This is a genomic window from Mesobacillus campisalis (genome assembly GCF_000986785.1).
GTDB classification, from domain to species: Bacteria; Bacillota; Bacilli; order Bacillales; family Cytobacillaceae; genus Mesobacillus_B; species Mesobacillus_B campisalis.
This window is the reverse complement of record NZ_LAYY01000010.1, coordinates 114,572-128,983: the sequence shown is the minus strand read 5'-3', so window position 1 is coordinate 128,983 and position 14,412 is coordinate 114,572. Positions and strand designations below refer to the sequence as shown.

11 protein-coding genes are annotated in these 14,412 nt (G+C 49.1%); 8 read left to right on the top strand and 3 right to left on the bottom strand.

All coding sequences use genetic code 11. From position 1 onward, the window contains the following. Positions 1-28 precede the first annotated feature (28 nt). Positions 29-1,264, bottom strand: a complete 1,236-nt coding sequence (gene pepT / locus WQ57_RS11210; protein ID WP_046523858.1) for a peptidase T — start codon at positions 1,262-1,264, stop codon at positions 29-31. A gap of 138 nt (positions 1,265-1,402) precedes the next feature. On the opposite strand from pepT, the gene purU reads away from it, so the two are divergent. The 3 genes from purU (at position 1,403) to WQ57_RS11195 (ending at position 5,999) form a co-directional block, all read left to right on the top strand. After that, on the top strand, positions 1,403-2,293 hold the full coding sequence (purU, locus tag WQ57_RS11205; protein ID WP_046523857.1) for a formyltetrahydrofolate deformylase: 891 nt from the start codon (positions 1,403-1,405) through the stop codon (positions 2,291-2,293). A 200-nt stretch (positions 2,294-2,493) separates the two neighbouring features. Next, entirely contained in the window at positions 2,494-3,699 is a 1,206-nt protein-coding gene (locus WQ57_RS11200; protein ID WP_046523856.1) for an MFS transporter, read from the top strand. Positions 3,700-3,884: 185 nt separating this feature from the next. Further along, positions 3,885-5,999, top strand: a complete 2,115-nt coding sequence (locus WQ57_RS11195; protein ID WP_046523855.1) for a M6 family metallopeptidase — start codon at positions 3,885-3,887, stop codon at positions 5,997-5,999. A 43-nt stretch (positions 6,000-6,042) separates the two neighbouring features. Here the strand turns inward: WQ57_RS11195 and WQ57_RS11190 are convergent, their stop codons facing one another. After that, on the bottom strand, positions 6,043-6,414 hold the full coding sequence (locus WQ57_RS11190; RefSeq protein WP_046523854.1) for a heme-copper oxidase family protein: 372 nt from the start codon (positions 6,412-6,414) through the stop codon (positions 6,043-6,045). A 222-nt stretch (positions 6,415-6,636) separates the two neighbouring features. Between WQ57_RS11190 and WQ57_RS11185 the strand changes: the two genes are divergently transcribed. The 3 genes from WQ57_RS11185 (at position 6,637) to WQ57_RS11175 (ending at position 10,688) form a co-directional block, all read left to right on the top strand. Further along, complete coding sequence (locus WQ57_RS11185; protein WP_046523853.1) at positions 6,637-8,934, top strand: glycoside hydrolase family 65 protein; 2,298 nt, start codon at positions 6,637-6,639, stop codon at positions 8,932-8,934. Between the two features lie 70 nt (positions 8,935-9,004). Further along, positions 9,005-9,673 carry a beta-phosphoglucomutase gene (pgmB, locus tag WQ57_RS11180; RefSeq protein WP_046523852.1) on the top strand — a complete coding sequence of 223 codons (669 nt, stop codon included), beginning with the start codon at positions 9,005-9,007 and terminating at the stop codon, positions 9,671-9,673. 109 nt (positions 9,674-9,782) lie between these two features. Beyond that, on the top strand, positions 9,783-10,688 hold the full coding sequence (locus tag WQ57_RS11175) for an NAD(P)/FAD-dependent oxidoreductase (RefSeq protein WP_046523851.1): 906 nt from the start codon (positions 9,783-9,785) through the stop codon (positions 10,686-10,688). Positions 10,689-10,981: 293 nt separating this feature from the next. Here the strand turns inward: WQ57_RS11175 and WQ57_RS11165 are convergent, their stop codons facing one another. Then, a complete protein-coding gene (locus tag WQ57_RS11165; protein WP_046523849.1) occupies positions 10,982-12,514 on the bottom strand; it encodes an FAD-dependent oxidoreductase in 1,533 nt (510 codons plus the stop codon). Positions 12,515-12,674: 160 nt separating this feature from the next. Here WQ57_RS11165 and ybaK point away from each other — a divergent pair, with 160 nt between their 5' ends. Together ybaK and WQ57_RS11155 are read left to right on the top strand one after the other, a co-directional pair. After that, the gene (gene ybaK, locus WQ57_RS11160; RefSeq protein WP_046523848.1) at positions 12,675-13,151 is read left to right on the top strand and encodes a Cys-tRNA(Pro) deacylase; all 477 of its coding nucleotides are present in this window, start codon (positions 12,675-12,677) and stop codon (positions 13,149-13,151) included. 127 nt (positions 13,152-13,278) lie between these two features. After that, positions 13,279-14,367: a PRK06851 family protein gene (locus WQ57_RS11155; RefSeq protein WP_046523847.1), complete on the top strand. Its 1,089-nt coding sequence runs from the start codon at positions 13,279-13,281 to the stop codon at positions 14,365-14,367. Positions 14,368-14,412 lie beyond the last annotated feature (45 nt).

The window sequence follows — 14,412 nt, the reverse complement described above, 5'->3', positions numbered from 1 at the left end:
GGCGCACTTTGCGCCGGTCCTTAATCTATTAAGAGGCTCTCTCCTCAAACAGCTTCGCCACTTCAATGATGACATGTACCGCTTTGACCATGTTATCGACGGAAATGTATTCGAAGCGTCCGTGGTAGTTTTCGCCGCCGGTAAAAATATTCGGGGTTGGCAGTCCCATATAGCTGAGCTGGGAGCCGTCCGTTCCGCCACGTATCGGTTTGATGATTGGCTTTATACCAAGGTTCTCCATCGCCTGATGGGCGAGCTCGACAATTTCCATCACCGGCTGTATTTTATCCCTCATATTATAGTACTGGTCGTTCATTTCAAGAACAATCCGGTCCTTCCCGTATTTCTTCTGCAGATCGTCAACCAGGCTCGCGACCTTCGCCTTCCGATCCTCGAAGCTTTCACGCTCAAAATCGCGGATGTTATAATGGAGCTTGGTTTCTTCCACGTCGCCATTAAAAGAAATCAAGTGGTAAAACCCTTCATAGCCCTCTGTATGCTCCGGGGACTCGGCGGCAGGAAGCTGCTGGTGGAACTCCATCGCCATTTTGGCAGAGTTGATCATTTTGCCTTTTGCCGTACCTGGGTGGACATTTTTACCCTTGAATGTCAGCTTTGCGGCAGCGGCATTGAAGCTTTCATATTCAAGCTCGCCAAGCGGGCCGCCATCCATGGTATAAGCGTAGACAGCATCAAAAGCTTTTACATCAAAGCGGTGCGGGCCCCTGCCAATTTCCTCGTCAGGCGTAAACGCAACCCTGATTCGGCCATGCTTGATTTCCGGATGCTGGATAAGATAGGCCATCGCGGTCATGATCTCGGCGATGCCGGCCTTGTTGTCGGCCCCAAGGAGTGTCGTGCCATCGGTTGTCACCAGGGTATGGTCCTTGTATTGCGGCAGTTCCGGGAAATCCTGCGGTGAGAGGATGATCTGCTGCTCTTCATTCAGGACAATGTCGTTTCCGTCATATCGCTCAACGATACGCGGGCTGACATTTTTGCCGGTAAAATCGGTCGCCGTATCGAGATGGGCCAAAAAGCCGATGGTTGGCACATCCTTTTCTGTATTGGAAGGGAGTGTCGCCATCACATAGCCGTTTTCATCCATTGTCACTTCGGTCATGCCGATGCTTTTAAGCTCGTCGACCAGCTGTCTGGCAAGTGTCAGCTGTCCAGGGGTCGAAGGGCAGCTTTCACTGCTCTCATTGGATTGTGTATCGACTTTTACATAGGAAGTGAATCGCTCAATTATTTCTGCCTTCATCTTTCTCATCTCCTTTCGGTTACTGGATAGGAATAGTTTACCATAGGAATGATTTTCCTAGTACGTTGAAAAATAATTCCCCAACAGAGGCGGACACTATCGTATAATGGAAAACAAAACTTGAAAAAGAGGGAAAACATGACACAGGAATTTATCAACAAGTTCAAAGCAGAACAAAGAAACCGGGGCCGGCTGCTGATCAATTGCCCCGACCAGCCGGGAATCATTGCGGCGGTATCCAAATTCTTATTCGACCATGGCGCCAATATTATGGAATCAAGCCAATATACAACCAATCCGGAGGGCGGGAACTTTTTTATCCGGATCGAGTTCGAATGTCCAGAGCTGGAATTCAAAAAAGATGAGCTTAAAGCACATTTTGAAGAGATTGCGGAGACCTTCCGAATGGAATGGAAACTCGCCCCTGTTTCGGAAGTGAAACGGACGGCGATTTTCGTTTCAAAAGAGCTGCATTGCCTGCACGAGCTTTTATGGGAATGGCAAAGCGGCGATTTGATGACAGATATTGCCGTTGTCATCTCCAACCATGAAGAGGCGAGGCCAATCGTTGAGGCGTTGGATATTCCATTTCATTATATTCCGGCCAGCAAGGAAAACCGGGCAGAAGCAGAAGCGGAGCAGCTCCGGCTGATGGAGGAATACCGCATTGATGTGATTGTGCTGGCCCGCTATATGCAGATCCTGACCTCCGATTTTGTTGCCGCCCATCCTTACAAAATCATTAATATCCATCATTCGTTCCTGCCGGCCTTTATCGGCGCACGCCCTTATGACCGTGCCTACCAGCGCGGCGTGAAGCTGATTGGCGCAACCTCCCATTATGTCACCGATGACCTTGATGAAGGGCCAATCATTGAGCAGGATATCATGCGTGTCGATCACCGGGACCAGGTTGAGGACCTGAAGAAAATTGGTCGTTCAATCGAACGCAGTGTGCTTGCCCGCGCCCTGAAGTGGCATTTGGAGGACCGCGTGCTTGTCCATGGAAATAAGACAATCGTTTTTTAGTTTTTTTAAACCGCCAGTCCGGCGGTTTTTTATTTCCCGAAAAATAACTGTGGAAGGAATTATTTTGCTCGATAGGGGAAAATTCCTTGTAATGAGTTTTTTTACATAGAAAGAGATGACAACTGTCAAGACAGTAGCTTAAAATGAAGCTTATGATTATAAAAAAATACTTTCCAGCAAAAATTCTAGGGGGTTAGCAGGTGAAAAAGCAGAAGGAAGTTTCGGAACGTAAACTGCTTGGAATATCAGGCTTAGGCTGGATGTTTGATGCGATGGACGTCGGTCTATTAGCATTTATCATCGCCGCTTTGCAGGTAGACTGGAATCTCACAGGCAAGGAAATGGGCTGGATTGGCAGCATCAATTCGATCGGCATGGCCGTAGGAGCGCTTGTTTTCGGACTGATGGCCGACAGGATCGGCCGCAAGAATGTCTTTATCATCACTCTTTTACTATTTTCGATTGGAAGCGGGGTATCCGCTTTTGCAACGTCACTGACGGTATTTCTGATCCTTCGTTTCCTGATTGGGGCAGGCCTTGGGGGTGAACTGCCGGTTGCTTCAACGCTTGTTTCGGAAAGTGTTCCGGCGGAAAAACGGGGCAGGGTCGTTGTCTTGCTTGAGAGCTTTTGGGCGGCCGGATGGCTTGTGGCGGCGCTGATCGCCTACTTCGTCATCCCTGATTACGGCTGGAGGGCCGCGTTGCTGATCAGCGCTGTGCCGGGGTTATATGCGCTGTATCTGCGCATGAACCTGCCTGACTCTCCGCGCTACATGAGAGTAAAAGACCAGGACAGGCCAACCGTGTGGCAAAGCATCGCTTCTTTATGGACGAAGGAGCACGCAAAAAAGACCACCATGCTTTGGATCCTCTGGTTCTGTGTTGTCTTTTCCTACTATGGCATGTTTCTTTGGCTTCCAAGCGTGATGGTCATGAAGGGCTTCAGCCTGATTCAAAGTTTTCAATATGTGCTGATCATGACGCTTGCACAGCTGCCAGGCTATTTTACGGCAGCCTGGCTGATTGAGCGGGCAGGCAGAAAGTTTGTCCTGGTGGTTTACTTGATTGGTACCGCTTTGAGCGCCTATTTCTTCGGCAATGCCGATACACTCGCTTTGCTGATCACGGCAGGAATCTTCCTATCGTTCTTCAATCTTGGTGCCTGGGGTGCGCTTTATGCCTATTCTCCGGAGCAGTATCCAACCAAGATCCGCGGCACAGGGGCCGGGATGGCCGCGTCCTTTGGCCGGGTTGGCGGCATCCTCGGGCCGCTGCTCGTACCGTACCTGATGGCTGCCAATGTATCGATCTCCGTTATTTTTGCGATTTTCTGCGGTGCCATTTTGATTGGTGCAGCAGCCGTCTTCTTCCTTGGCGAAGAAACGAAGCAAACTGAACTGGCATGAGTAAGAAGGCTGAACCACTACAATGGTTCAGCTTTTTTTATTTTCTTTGCCTGGTGATTGTGTAAATATCCCCGTTTATTTGTAAAATTATAAATAATAAATAGTAATATATTCACTGTTTTCGGAAAATTATGTATGTTAAGATTGCTCCACTGATTATTTCGAAAATCGAAAGGAGAACAGGCATGAAGAAATTATTATCCGTTTTATCTACCGGTGCCCTGGCGCTTTCCTTGCTGGCTCCAGCAGCTGTGCCGGGACAAAGTGCCCAGGCAGCAGTAAAAGAAAAATGGGATGTGGAACGCTATGGCGACCGCGTCGATATCGATGGCTATTTGAATCAGCTGTCGGAAAGCGAGTCTTTCCTGAAAAAGGCTGAGCAATCACTTCAGGAACAGGCAGAGGGAATCAATTTTAACGAAGAGGAAAGTAATGGTACAGAAGGAACAAATAATGCAACTGCAGTTGAAGGTGAAAAAAAATTCTTCCTGGATCGCGATTTAAAATTTAAAGAATTTACATTAAGAAGTGTTGGGGAGAATGTTGAAATCTGGGTCGCTGACGACCTGAGCTTCCCTGAAGGAGATGAAAGACCTGCCCATGTGGTCACCCAGGAACAGGTGGACAAGCTCCGCGACGAATTTGACAGCAACATCTATCCGGTAGCAACTGATTTCTTTGGAACTCCTGATTCCCTTGATGGCTCCCATTCACCGCTTCCGGAAATGGTAGGTCTTCCGGATGGTTATTATGAAGGCAGCGACAAAGTTATCATGCTCGTCGACAATATCAAAGATGATGGCTACTATGATTCTACTTACCCATTCTTTGTTGCCGGATTCTTCTGGCAGACACTCGAAAACTATATTGACAGAAACATCATCACCATTGATACAAACAGCTGGGAAACAAGGCTGGAAAGCACCTTCTTCGGTACAACAATCCATGAGCTTCAGCACTTGATTCATGCAGACAATGATGGAGACGAAGAGACCTGGATCAATGAAGGGATGTCCACTTTCTCGGAATACCTGGGTGGATATGGCTTTGATGACCGTTCAATCAATTTCTATCTTGATCATCCGGAAAACTCGCTGACAAACTGGGATGATCATCGCAGTGCTACCACCGGCCCTGAGACCATTGCCGATTACGGACAGGTGCAGCTGTTTACTGCCTACATGAACGATAAGTTTGGCCGCGAGTTTATCCGCGACCTGGCTTTGAACGAAAACAACTCAATTGACAGTGTGAATGAAACATTGGCTCAGCATGGAGCAGAGATTGATTTTACAAAGCTTTATCAAAACTTCATTACGGCCTTGGCGATTGACAGCGACAGACCAGGGGATGGAGTTTACAAGTTTGACAGCCTTAGCTTGCGTGACCTTGTTGTCGATAACAACGGCACAAAGCGAGGCAAAACGGTAGACTACGAGAAAGCACTGAAGATTGAGAAAGAAGGCGTTCCGGCATGGGGCGGCGACTTTAAAGAGCTTGATTTTAACGGGAAGATCAGCGGCATCTCATTTGACGGTGTAGATTTCCTATCCCTGCCGTGGAAGTCGATTGCCGATCCAACGGATGAAGGCAACCAGGTTCTATGGGGCAGCAATGGAGACGAAGCCGACCATGCCCTAATCTTTGAAGCGGATTTAAGCGGCGTGAGTGCAGCAACTCTTAACTTTGACCATTACATGGATATTGAAGAGCAGTGGGACTTCGGGGTTGTCCAGGTTTCAACGGATGGCGGACAAACCTGGAAGAGCCTGGCCAATGAAAACACCCGCTCCGATGTTGTAGACCAGGGATATCCAAAGATCAAAGAAAATCTTCCTGGATTTACTGGTAATTATAAAGAATGGCAGAATGAAACCTTCGACCTGAGCGACTATGCGGGCCAAAAAGTCCTTGTCTCTTTCCGCTACCTGACAGACTGGGGCTACAATGATACAGGCTGGTTCATCGACAACATTGAAATCCCTGAAATCGGCTTTGCCCATGACGGCAGCTCAACGGAAGGTTTCATGTCCATGAATGAGGTTCTTGGGGAGTATGTCGAGTATACGGTGACATTCATCAACGAAAGACAAGCCGGAGCAAAAGCCGGCGGGAAAACAAACTATAAAGTGGTTACAGTAGATCCATTCAATGTAACCGAAGAAAACGCGCTTCAGTTAAGGCAGCTGTTCCAGGATGGCAAAAACTACATGATCACATCCTATGCTGCACCAGCCGACCAGAAGTCAGCTGTTAACTTCAGCTATGAAGTGCAGTTGAAGGAAAGCAAAAAGAAATAAGGGAAAGCTGCGCTCCGGATGGGGCGCAGCTTTTTGATGCTGTTTAAGAGCTCTTGGCATGCTTGAATACGTTGAGGGCAAACAGGATCCCGCCCAGGACCACAACAAGGGAACCGATAATGGCCAGGACGACAAGCGATTCATTTCCGGTGAAGGTCATGGCTGATATGCCGCCCTGCATCAGCGGCAGTCCCAGATTATGGAGCCAGAAGTGCGTTTTCGCAAGCCCGCCTTTTCCCGCTTGAGGATATAAGTGATAAAAAATGCCGAATAACGCCATCGATACCCAGCCGAGCAGATTCAGGTGGGCATGGACAGAGGTGAGTGAGAAATCATGGGTGATTCCCATAACAATCCCAAGGATGATGGCAATGACAAAATAGACAACGGCAATCTTGAAAAATCTTGCTCCCATTGCTTTTCCCCCTTAAACTTTCTGTATTTCCTTAAAAATGTATGGAAAATAAACCGGATTCATGACTTTTATCCTGAATGGAATAGTTCAAAAGTTATAGATTCATACGAGGCAGGATACTAACAAAAAACAGACATAAAAACATGGGCAGGAATATATCGTAAAGGGAGGGAAGCGTGATATAATGTGTGCAAACGTTTGTACAAAATCTAAAAGGGTGATATAGCTATGAAAAGATTATTTGGTATCGATAGCTGGAAAATCGTCGAGACGGAACTCCATATGGAGGATTTTCGGCTTGCCGAGAGCATCATGAGCCTTGGAAACGGCCATATGGGAATGCGCGGCAACTTCGAAGAGAATTATTCAGGTGATTTTCATCGCGGCTCCTATATAGCTGGTGTTTGGTTCCCTGACAAGACACGGGTAGGCTGGTGGAAAAATGGCTATCCGGACTATTTTGGCAAAGTCATTAATTCTACTAATTATTTGGGGATCCGCCTGTTTATCGAGGACGAAGAAGTTGATCTTTACACAGCCAATGTAAAGGACTATTACCGTGAACTTGATATGCAGCATGGCGTGCTGACGCGAACCTTTACGGTCGAATCTGGCGGCAGGGAGACCGCTGTGAAGGCTGTCCGCTTCCTGTCTGTAGCCGAGAAAGAGCTTGCGGTTATCTCCTATAGTGTCACACCAATCAATTATAGCGGCAAAATCACCTTCATTCCGTACCTGGATGGAGATGTGCGCAACGAGGATGCAAATTACGAAGAAGATTTTTGGGATGAAATTGGCCGGCAGGCATCTGAATATAAGGCAAGTCTAGTGATGAAAACGAAGGATAATCCATTTGGAACTCCGACGTTTAAAGCAGCGACTGTTATGCAAGCGGTTGCCGAAGGAGAAGTCCTTGGCGTCAGTGTGTATCAAAAGCCGGAATACGCCGAAAACAGGATTTATCTGAAAGGAGAACAGGGTCAGACTGTCACTCTTTACAAGTATGTGGCCGTGACAACGGACCGCGACCATGAAGCCAGCCACCTTGTTGTCAAAGGGGAGGAAGTGCTTCAGCGGTCACTCCAGAAAGGCTATGTCCAGCTTCTTGAAGAACATAGGCAAGGCTGGCTGAAACGCTGGGAAATTGCCGATGTCGAAATCAAGGGCGATGATGAAGCGCAGCAGGGCATCCGGTTTAACCTTTTCCAGCTGTTCTCCACCTATTACGGGGAAGATTCCCGCTTAAACATCGGCCCTAAAGGGTTTACCGGCGAAAAATACGGCGGAGCTACATATTGGGACACCGAAGCTTACGCCTTACCGCTTTATTTGTCAACGGCGGAGCCTGAAGTGGCTCGCAATCTCGCTATCTACCGCCATAACCAGCTTGACGGGGCCTTCATCAATGCCGGGAAGCAGGGCCTTAAGGGCGCACTGTATCCGATGGTGACTTTTACAGGCATTGAGTGCCATAACGAGTGGGAAATTACGTTTGAGGAAATCCACCGCAACGGGGCGATTGCCTATGCGATTTATAATTATGTGAATTATACGGGAGACAAGGACTATCTCCATGAGTACGGCATTGATGTGCTTGCCGGCATCTCGCGTTTCTGGGCGGACCGGGTGCATTATAACAAGCGCAAGAATGTTTACATGATCCACGGCGTAACGGGCCCGAATGAGTATGAAAACAATGTGAACAACAACTGGTACACCAACACCATTGCTGTCTGGACCCTGAAATATACGCTTGAAGCCATTGAGTATTTAAAGGAGAGCGGCAGGGCGGGCCGTGTTGCGGAGCTTGGAATTACAGGCGGGGAGCTTGAAAAGTGGCAGGATATCATTGAAAACATGTATTTCCCTTACGATGAAGAGCTTGGGGTCTTCGTGCAGCATGACACCTTCCTTGATAAAGACCTGATGACGGTGGATGAGCTGGCGCCGGAGGAACGTCCGATTAACCAGAACTGGTCATGGGACAAAATCCTGCGCAGCTGCTTCATCAAGCAGGCGGATGTGCTGCAGGGCCTGTACTTCCTGAACCATGAATTTACGGAGGAAGAAAAGCGGCGCAACTTTGAATTTTACGAGCCGATGACAGTTCATGAATCTTCCTTGTCGCCGAGTGTTCACGCTGTCCTGGCAGCCGAACTCGGGATGGAGGAAAAAGCGTATGAAATGTACAACCGCACGGCCCGCCTCGACCTCGACAATTACAACAATGACACCGAGGACGGTCTGCATATTACGAGCATGACGGGAGCATGGCTGGCAATTGTCCAGGGCTTTGCCGGAATGAGGACCGCCAATGAAAACTTAAGCTTCGCTCCGTTCATTCCGAAGGCCTGGAAGGAATACAGCTTTAAGATCCTGTATCGCAGCCATTATCTAAAAGTGCAGGTGAGCCAGGAAAAGGTCATCCTCACGCAGCAAGGCCCGGAGCTGGAGCTGCAAATGTACAATGAAACACTTAAGCTGCCGGTTGATGGGAAGCTGAGTGTGGAACTGCGTTAATAGATTGCTAGTAAAATGGGAAGGGAGCCTGTCTCCCTTCTTCACAATGGCAAATGGGAGTTGGTTTAGTATGGCAAGAAAGCTTGAAGCCGTCATCTTTGATTTGGACGGCGTCATCACAGACAGTGCCGAGTATCATTTCCTGGCGTGGAAGGAGCTCGCGAGCTCGATTGGAATTCTTTTTACACGTGAGGATAACGAAGCGCTGAAGGGCGTTTCGCGGATGGAGTCACTGGAAATCATCCTCCGGCTCGGCGGAAAGCAGGACGCTTTTACGTTAAAGGAAAGAGAGGAACTCGCGGCCAGCAAGAATGATCACTATGTGCAGCTGATTCAAAGAATCACACCTGGTGACCTGCTGCCGGGAATACGCCAGATGATTGACGACATCCGGGCTAAAGGCCTGAAATTGGGCTTGGCGTCGGCCAGCAAAAATGCGTTTACGGTCATGGAACGGCTGGGGCTGATGGAAGAGTTTGACGTGATTGTCGATGCCAGCACGGTGGTGAATGGCAAGCCTCATCCAGAGGTTTTCCTGCGTGCAGCCGAAATGCTCGGCGTCCATCCTGAGTTCTGCATTGGCGTGGAGGACGCTGCGGCCGGCGTTGAGGCCATCAAACGTGCAGGCATGTTCGCGGTTGCCGTCGGCCCTGAGGAGAATTTCGATAAAGCCGATCTTGTCTACAGCAGCACGGCGGAACTGTCGCTGGATAAAATAATGGAAGCCTATCGTTCCTGATTGGCAGCGCCCCCTTGAGTTTGGGGCGTTTTTTTATGTTGATAAAAGATTACGGCTTACTGTTAAGGGAATTATGAATAAGAGTGAACTCAAAAGGATGGTGAACCTGTTGATCTACGATACAATCATTATCGGCGGCGGGATTGCCGGATTGCAGAGCGCAATCCAGCTCGGGCGCTATAAACATAATGTCCTGGTTATTGATGCGGGTGAGGGCCGCTCGTCCATCTGCCATTGTTACCATAATGTTCTCGGCTATCCTGATGGAGTGAGCGGCCCCGAACTCAGGAGTCTTGGAAGGAAGCATGCCGAGAAACTTGGTGCCGAGTTTGCCAAAGACCAGGCTGTGACAGCAGAAAAAACGGATGAAGGCTTTATGATTGGCACGGAAAGCGGCAGGCTGTACCAGGGAAAAACTTTAATGATTTCAACCGGAATCATGGACCGTCTCCCTCCCTTTCCGGAACTGATGCCATGCCTTGGGATGTCTGTCTATGTGTGTCCGGACTGCGATGGCTATGAAGTCTCCGGCCGGGAGACAGTCGTGATGGGCTCAGGCAACCCGGGGGCCAATATGGCGCTGACACTGAATTATTGGACAAGCAAGCTTACGTATGTGAACCATGAGGGAACGGCCGTTGACGAAGAAATTCTCGCGAAAATGGAGGAAAAGGGCATCACCTATGTGAAAGAACCCATTAAAATGGTGCTGGCAGATGAAGCTGATTTCTCGGGAGTTCAGCTGGAAAACGGGGAAATGGTCAAAGGGGAGCGCGGCTTTGTTGCCTTTGGCGGCAATGAAGTGAAATCCCAGCTGGCCAGGCAGCTAGGGGTTAAACTGCACACCAATAAGCATATCCTAGTGAATCCGCGGACGAAAATGACCAATGTCCAAAATGTCTGGGCGGGAGGCGATGTTGTCGCCCACTCGGAACAAGTGACCATTGCGATGGGCGATGGCATGCAGGCGGCCATCTGGATTCATAAGGTATTGATGGGAGCGGAACTGGAATAGGGTGATTGAACCGGTCTTGTGTATGGGCCGGTTTTTTAATGGGGATGAATACTCCGGGGTTGAGAATCATGTTCTGGATTCTGGTTTATGTTGGGGATTCTGATTTTTGTTCCGGTTTCTGATTTATTGTCCATTTTCCGTAATTTATGTTCCATTTTTAACATTTTATATTCCATTCCAGCAGATTTACTTTCCATTAAAAACATTTTATTTTCCATATTCACTGATTTATAAGCCAAACACCAATTTTATCCAAAAAAAGAAGCCCAGTTCAAAGGGGCTTCTGATGGTGTTCAGCTATTTTCCGCAATCCTTTTCAGCGGTGTTTCTGCAGGTCCTTCCATGACTTCACCTTTATAGGAGAAGCGGGAGCCGTGGCACGGGCAGTCCCATGAGCGTTCGCCATTGTTCCATTCCAGTTCGCAGCCCATATGGGTGCAAGTGGTATCGACCAGGTGGAGAACACCGTTTTCATCGCGGTACGCCCCGGCGCGTTCACCGTTGATCATAACGGCGGCGCCTTCATCGTTCTTCAGGCTGTCCGGGTCGGTGGCCGGTCTTTCAAGCTTGCCTTTAACCAGATCCTTGGCAACGACGGCATTCATGGAAATGAATTTCTTGACGTCCGGATCAGCATGGAAGCGATTCGGATCAAACACGTCTTTAAACGGATTATCCCTTTCCATGATCAGGTCGGTCAAAAGCAGGGCGGCATTGGTGCTGTTGGTCATGCCCCACTTACGGTAGCCGGTGGCCACATAGATATTGTCCACGGTCGGAGAGTAGCGGCCGACGAACGGGAGCTTATCCAATGTGGTCGGGTCCTGGGCTGACCAGCGGTACGGAATTTCAGCGATGCCGTATGTTTCGCGTGCAAAAGCTTCAATTGCTTCATAATACTGGTGGGTGTTCTTCTCCTTCCCGGTATGGTGCTCATGTCCGCCAAACAGGATCAGCTGTTCACCATTGTAGGTGACGGAGCGCAAAGAGCGTGTCGGCTTCTCGGCATTGATGTACATCCCGCCTGGATACTTCTTCTCCGGTTTGACGGCCAGAACATAGGAACGCGACGGCTCAAGCCGGGAAAAATAGAATCCCTTCGTATCATAGAACGGGTAGTGGGAGGCGATGATCATCTGCTGGCAGTAGACTTTGTGGCCATCCCTTGTGGTTACAACCGGCTGATCGCCTTCTTCCATATCAACGGCGGTTGTATTTTCATAAATCTGCCCGCCCAGCTTCGTTAATTGCTCGACAAGATGTTTCAAATATTTTAACGGGTGGAATTGGACCTGGCTCCGCATGGCAATCGCTGCTTTATGCTCGACGAGAATCTCGATTTCCGAAAGGTATTCCGTATTTTTGATGCCAAGCCTTTGATATGCTTCATATTCATCAATCAGGCTCTGCATCTTCTGGGAGGAATTGGTGTAAATATAGGCGTCTTCTTCGGAGAAATCACAATCAATCTCATGCTCCCTCACGATGTTTTTTATGAATTGGAGCGCCTGGTCGTTGGCCTGGTAGTATAGACGGGCTTTGTCTTCGCCAAAATGGCTGATCAGTTCATCATAAATAAGGCCATGCTGCGCGGTCGCCTTGGCCGTTGTATGTCCGGTCGTGCCATTGAAAATCTTCCCAGCCTCAATCACCGCCACTTTCCGGCCTTCTTTGGCAAGCAAGTAAGCAGCAGTGATGCCCGTCATGCCGCCGCCGACAATGGCGACTTCAACTTGGGCGTCACCCTGGAGTTTCGGGAATGTTGGCAGGTCAAGGTTCTGGAACCAATACGATTCCGGGAACTGGGGCATTGATTGGTTGGTCATGGGCGTGTCCTCCTCATTCGTCATACTTTTACTTTTTCCATTCCTTTTCAATTCATGCTGTCTTTTCCACATTTACCCGGCGGAAATTATTTTACTCGCATTTGCCCATGAGGCCGGCCAATCAGTAAAATGGAGATAACAACGTGATGGAGGAATAAATATGGCAGGCAGTAAGACAAATGCAATGCGGCTTTTGGACAGCAAAAAAATCCCCTATAGTGTGCATTCATATGATAATAAGGATGGGAAAATTGACGGCGTATCCGTGGCTGCCAAGATTGGCAAGGAGCCCGGCCAAGTGTACAAGACACTTGTTGCCCAAGGAAAAAGCAAGGAGCTGTATGTGTTCATCATTGGAGTCGAGGCCGAACTGGACCTGAAAAAAGCGGCCGAGGCGGCAGGTGAGAAGAAGGTCGATATGCTGCCGGTAAAGGATATCCAGAAATATACCGGCTATGTCAGGGGAGGCTGCTCGCCTCTCGGGATGAAAAAGCTGTACACTACCTTTGTCGACCAGCAGGCCGAAGCGCTTGAAACCATCGTTGTCAGCGCGGGTAAAATCGGGCTGCAGGTGGAACTGGCTTCTGCTGACCTGGAGAAGGCAGCAGAAGCGACGTTTGCAGATTTAGTGAAGTGAGTCCGTGCCCAGGCACGGGCTTTTTTTATCAGGAACTTGAGATGGGCATTCACCTAGCGCCCACCGGCCGCATAAAGTAAATGGGAAACAATTTCGCCGTCGGTGGCGGCTGAAGGGAGTGTTTCAGATGGGAAAGGTATTGAATTATTATGCCGGCGGAAATACAGCCCGCGGATTTTATAGTTTATATGAATCGAATCTGGAGGGCCTGTCCCGCCTGTTCATTTTAAAAGGGGGTCCGGGGACGGGCAAGTCCTCGCTGATGAAAAAGCTCGGAAAAGAGTGGAATGAAAGAGGCTATGACATTGAGTATCTTCATTGCTCCTCCGACAATGAGTCGATTGACGGCATGATCATCCGCTCGCTGGGCGTGGGGATTGTGGACGGAACGGCTCCTCATGTGATTGAGCCAAAAGCTCCGGGAGCGGTGGAAGAGTATGTGAATCTCGGAGAGGCCTGGGACTCGGCCGCGCTCAAGGAGCAGAAGGCAGAAATTCAAAAACTGACAGCCGGGATTTCTGCGGCGTTCTCGGCTGCTTACAGTTCGTTTTACGATGCCCTGATTGTCCACGATGAATGGGAAAAGATTTATATTGAGAACATGGACTTCGGGAAGGCGGATGAACTGACAAATGAACTGATTGAAAAGTTCTTTGGTGGGCAGCGGCTTGAAAAGAGAGCTGATATCCGGCACCGTTACCTCGGTGCGGCGACACCAAAAGGAGCGGTTGATTTTGTGCCGAACCTGACAGAAGGGCTGAACCGCTACCTGATCAAAGGGCGCCCAGGTTCAGGGAAGTCGACGCTGCTGAAAAAAATTGCCGCCGAGGCGGAGGACAGGGGCTTTGACACCGAGGTCTATCATTGCGGGTTCGATCCACATAGCCTTGATATGATTATTGTCAGGGAGCTGGGTTTCGCGATTTTTGACAGCACCGCTCCGCATGAGTATTTTCCGGAACGGGAGAATGATGAGGTTGTCGAGCTGTATGGAACAGTGATCAACGGCGATACCGACGAAAAGTTCGCGGCAGAAATCGCCGACTGTGCAGGCAGATACCGGGAAAATATGAACAAGGCGATTGCGTCGCTTGCCAAAGCAAAGAGCCTGCATGACGAGCTTGAAGAGATCTACAAGCCGGCGATGGATTTTGGAAAGGTTGAGGAATTGGCCGGAAGGATTCATGCGGAAATTGAAAAGCTGGCCAAAAAGTGAAATGGGAGAGCACTCGGGATGAGTGCTCTATTTTTGCTCCACCAA

Coding starts and splice junctions, on each gene's coding strand:
- pepT (WP_046523858.1), bottom strand. CDS start 1,264: ATGAAGGCAGAAATAATTGAGCGATTCACTTCCTATGTAAAAGTCGAT.
- purU (WP_046523857.1), top strand. CDS start 1,403: ATGACACAGGAATTTATCAACAAGTTCAAAGCAGAACAAAGAAACCGG.
- WQ57_RS11195 (WP_046523855.1), top strand. CDS start 3,885: ATGAAGAAATTATTATCCGTTTTATCTACCGGTGCCCTGGCGCTTTCC.
- WQ57_RS11190 (WP_046523854.1), bottom strand. CDS start 6,414: ATGGGAGCAAGATTTTTCAAGATTGCCGTTGTCTATTTTGTCATTGCC.
- pgmB (WP_046523852.1), top strand. CDS start 9,005: ATGGCAAGAAAGCTTGAAGCCGTCATCTTTGATTTGGACGGCGTCATC.
- WQ57_RS11165 (WP_046523849.1), bottom strand. CDS start 12,514: ATGACCAACCAATCAATGCCCCAGTTCCCGGAATCGTATTGGTTCCAG.
- ybaK (WP_046523848.1), top strand. CDS start 12,675: ATGGCAGGCAGTAAGACAAATGCAATGCGGCTTTTGGACAGCAAAAAA.
- WQ57_RS11155 (WP_046523847.1), top strand. CDS start 13,279: ATGGGAAAGGTATTGAATTATTATGCCGGCGGAAATACAGCCCGCGGA.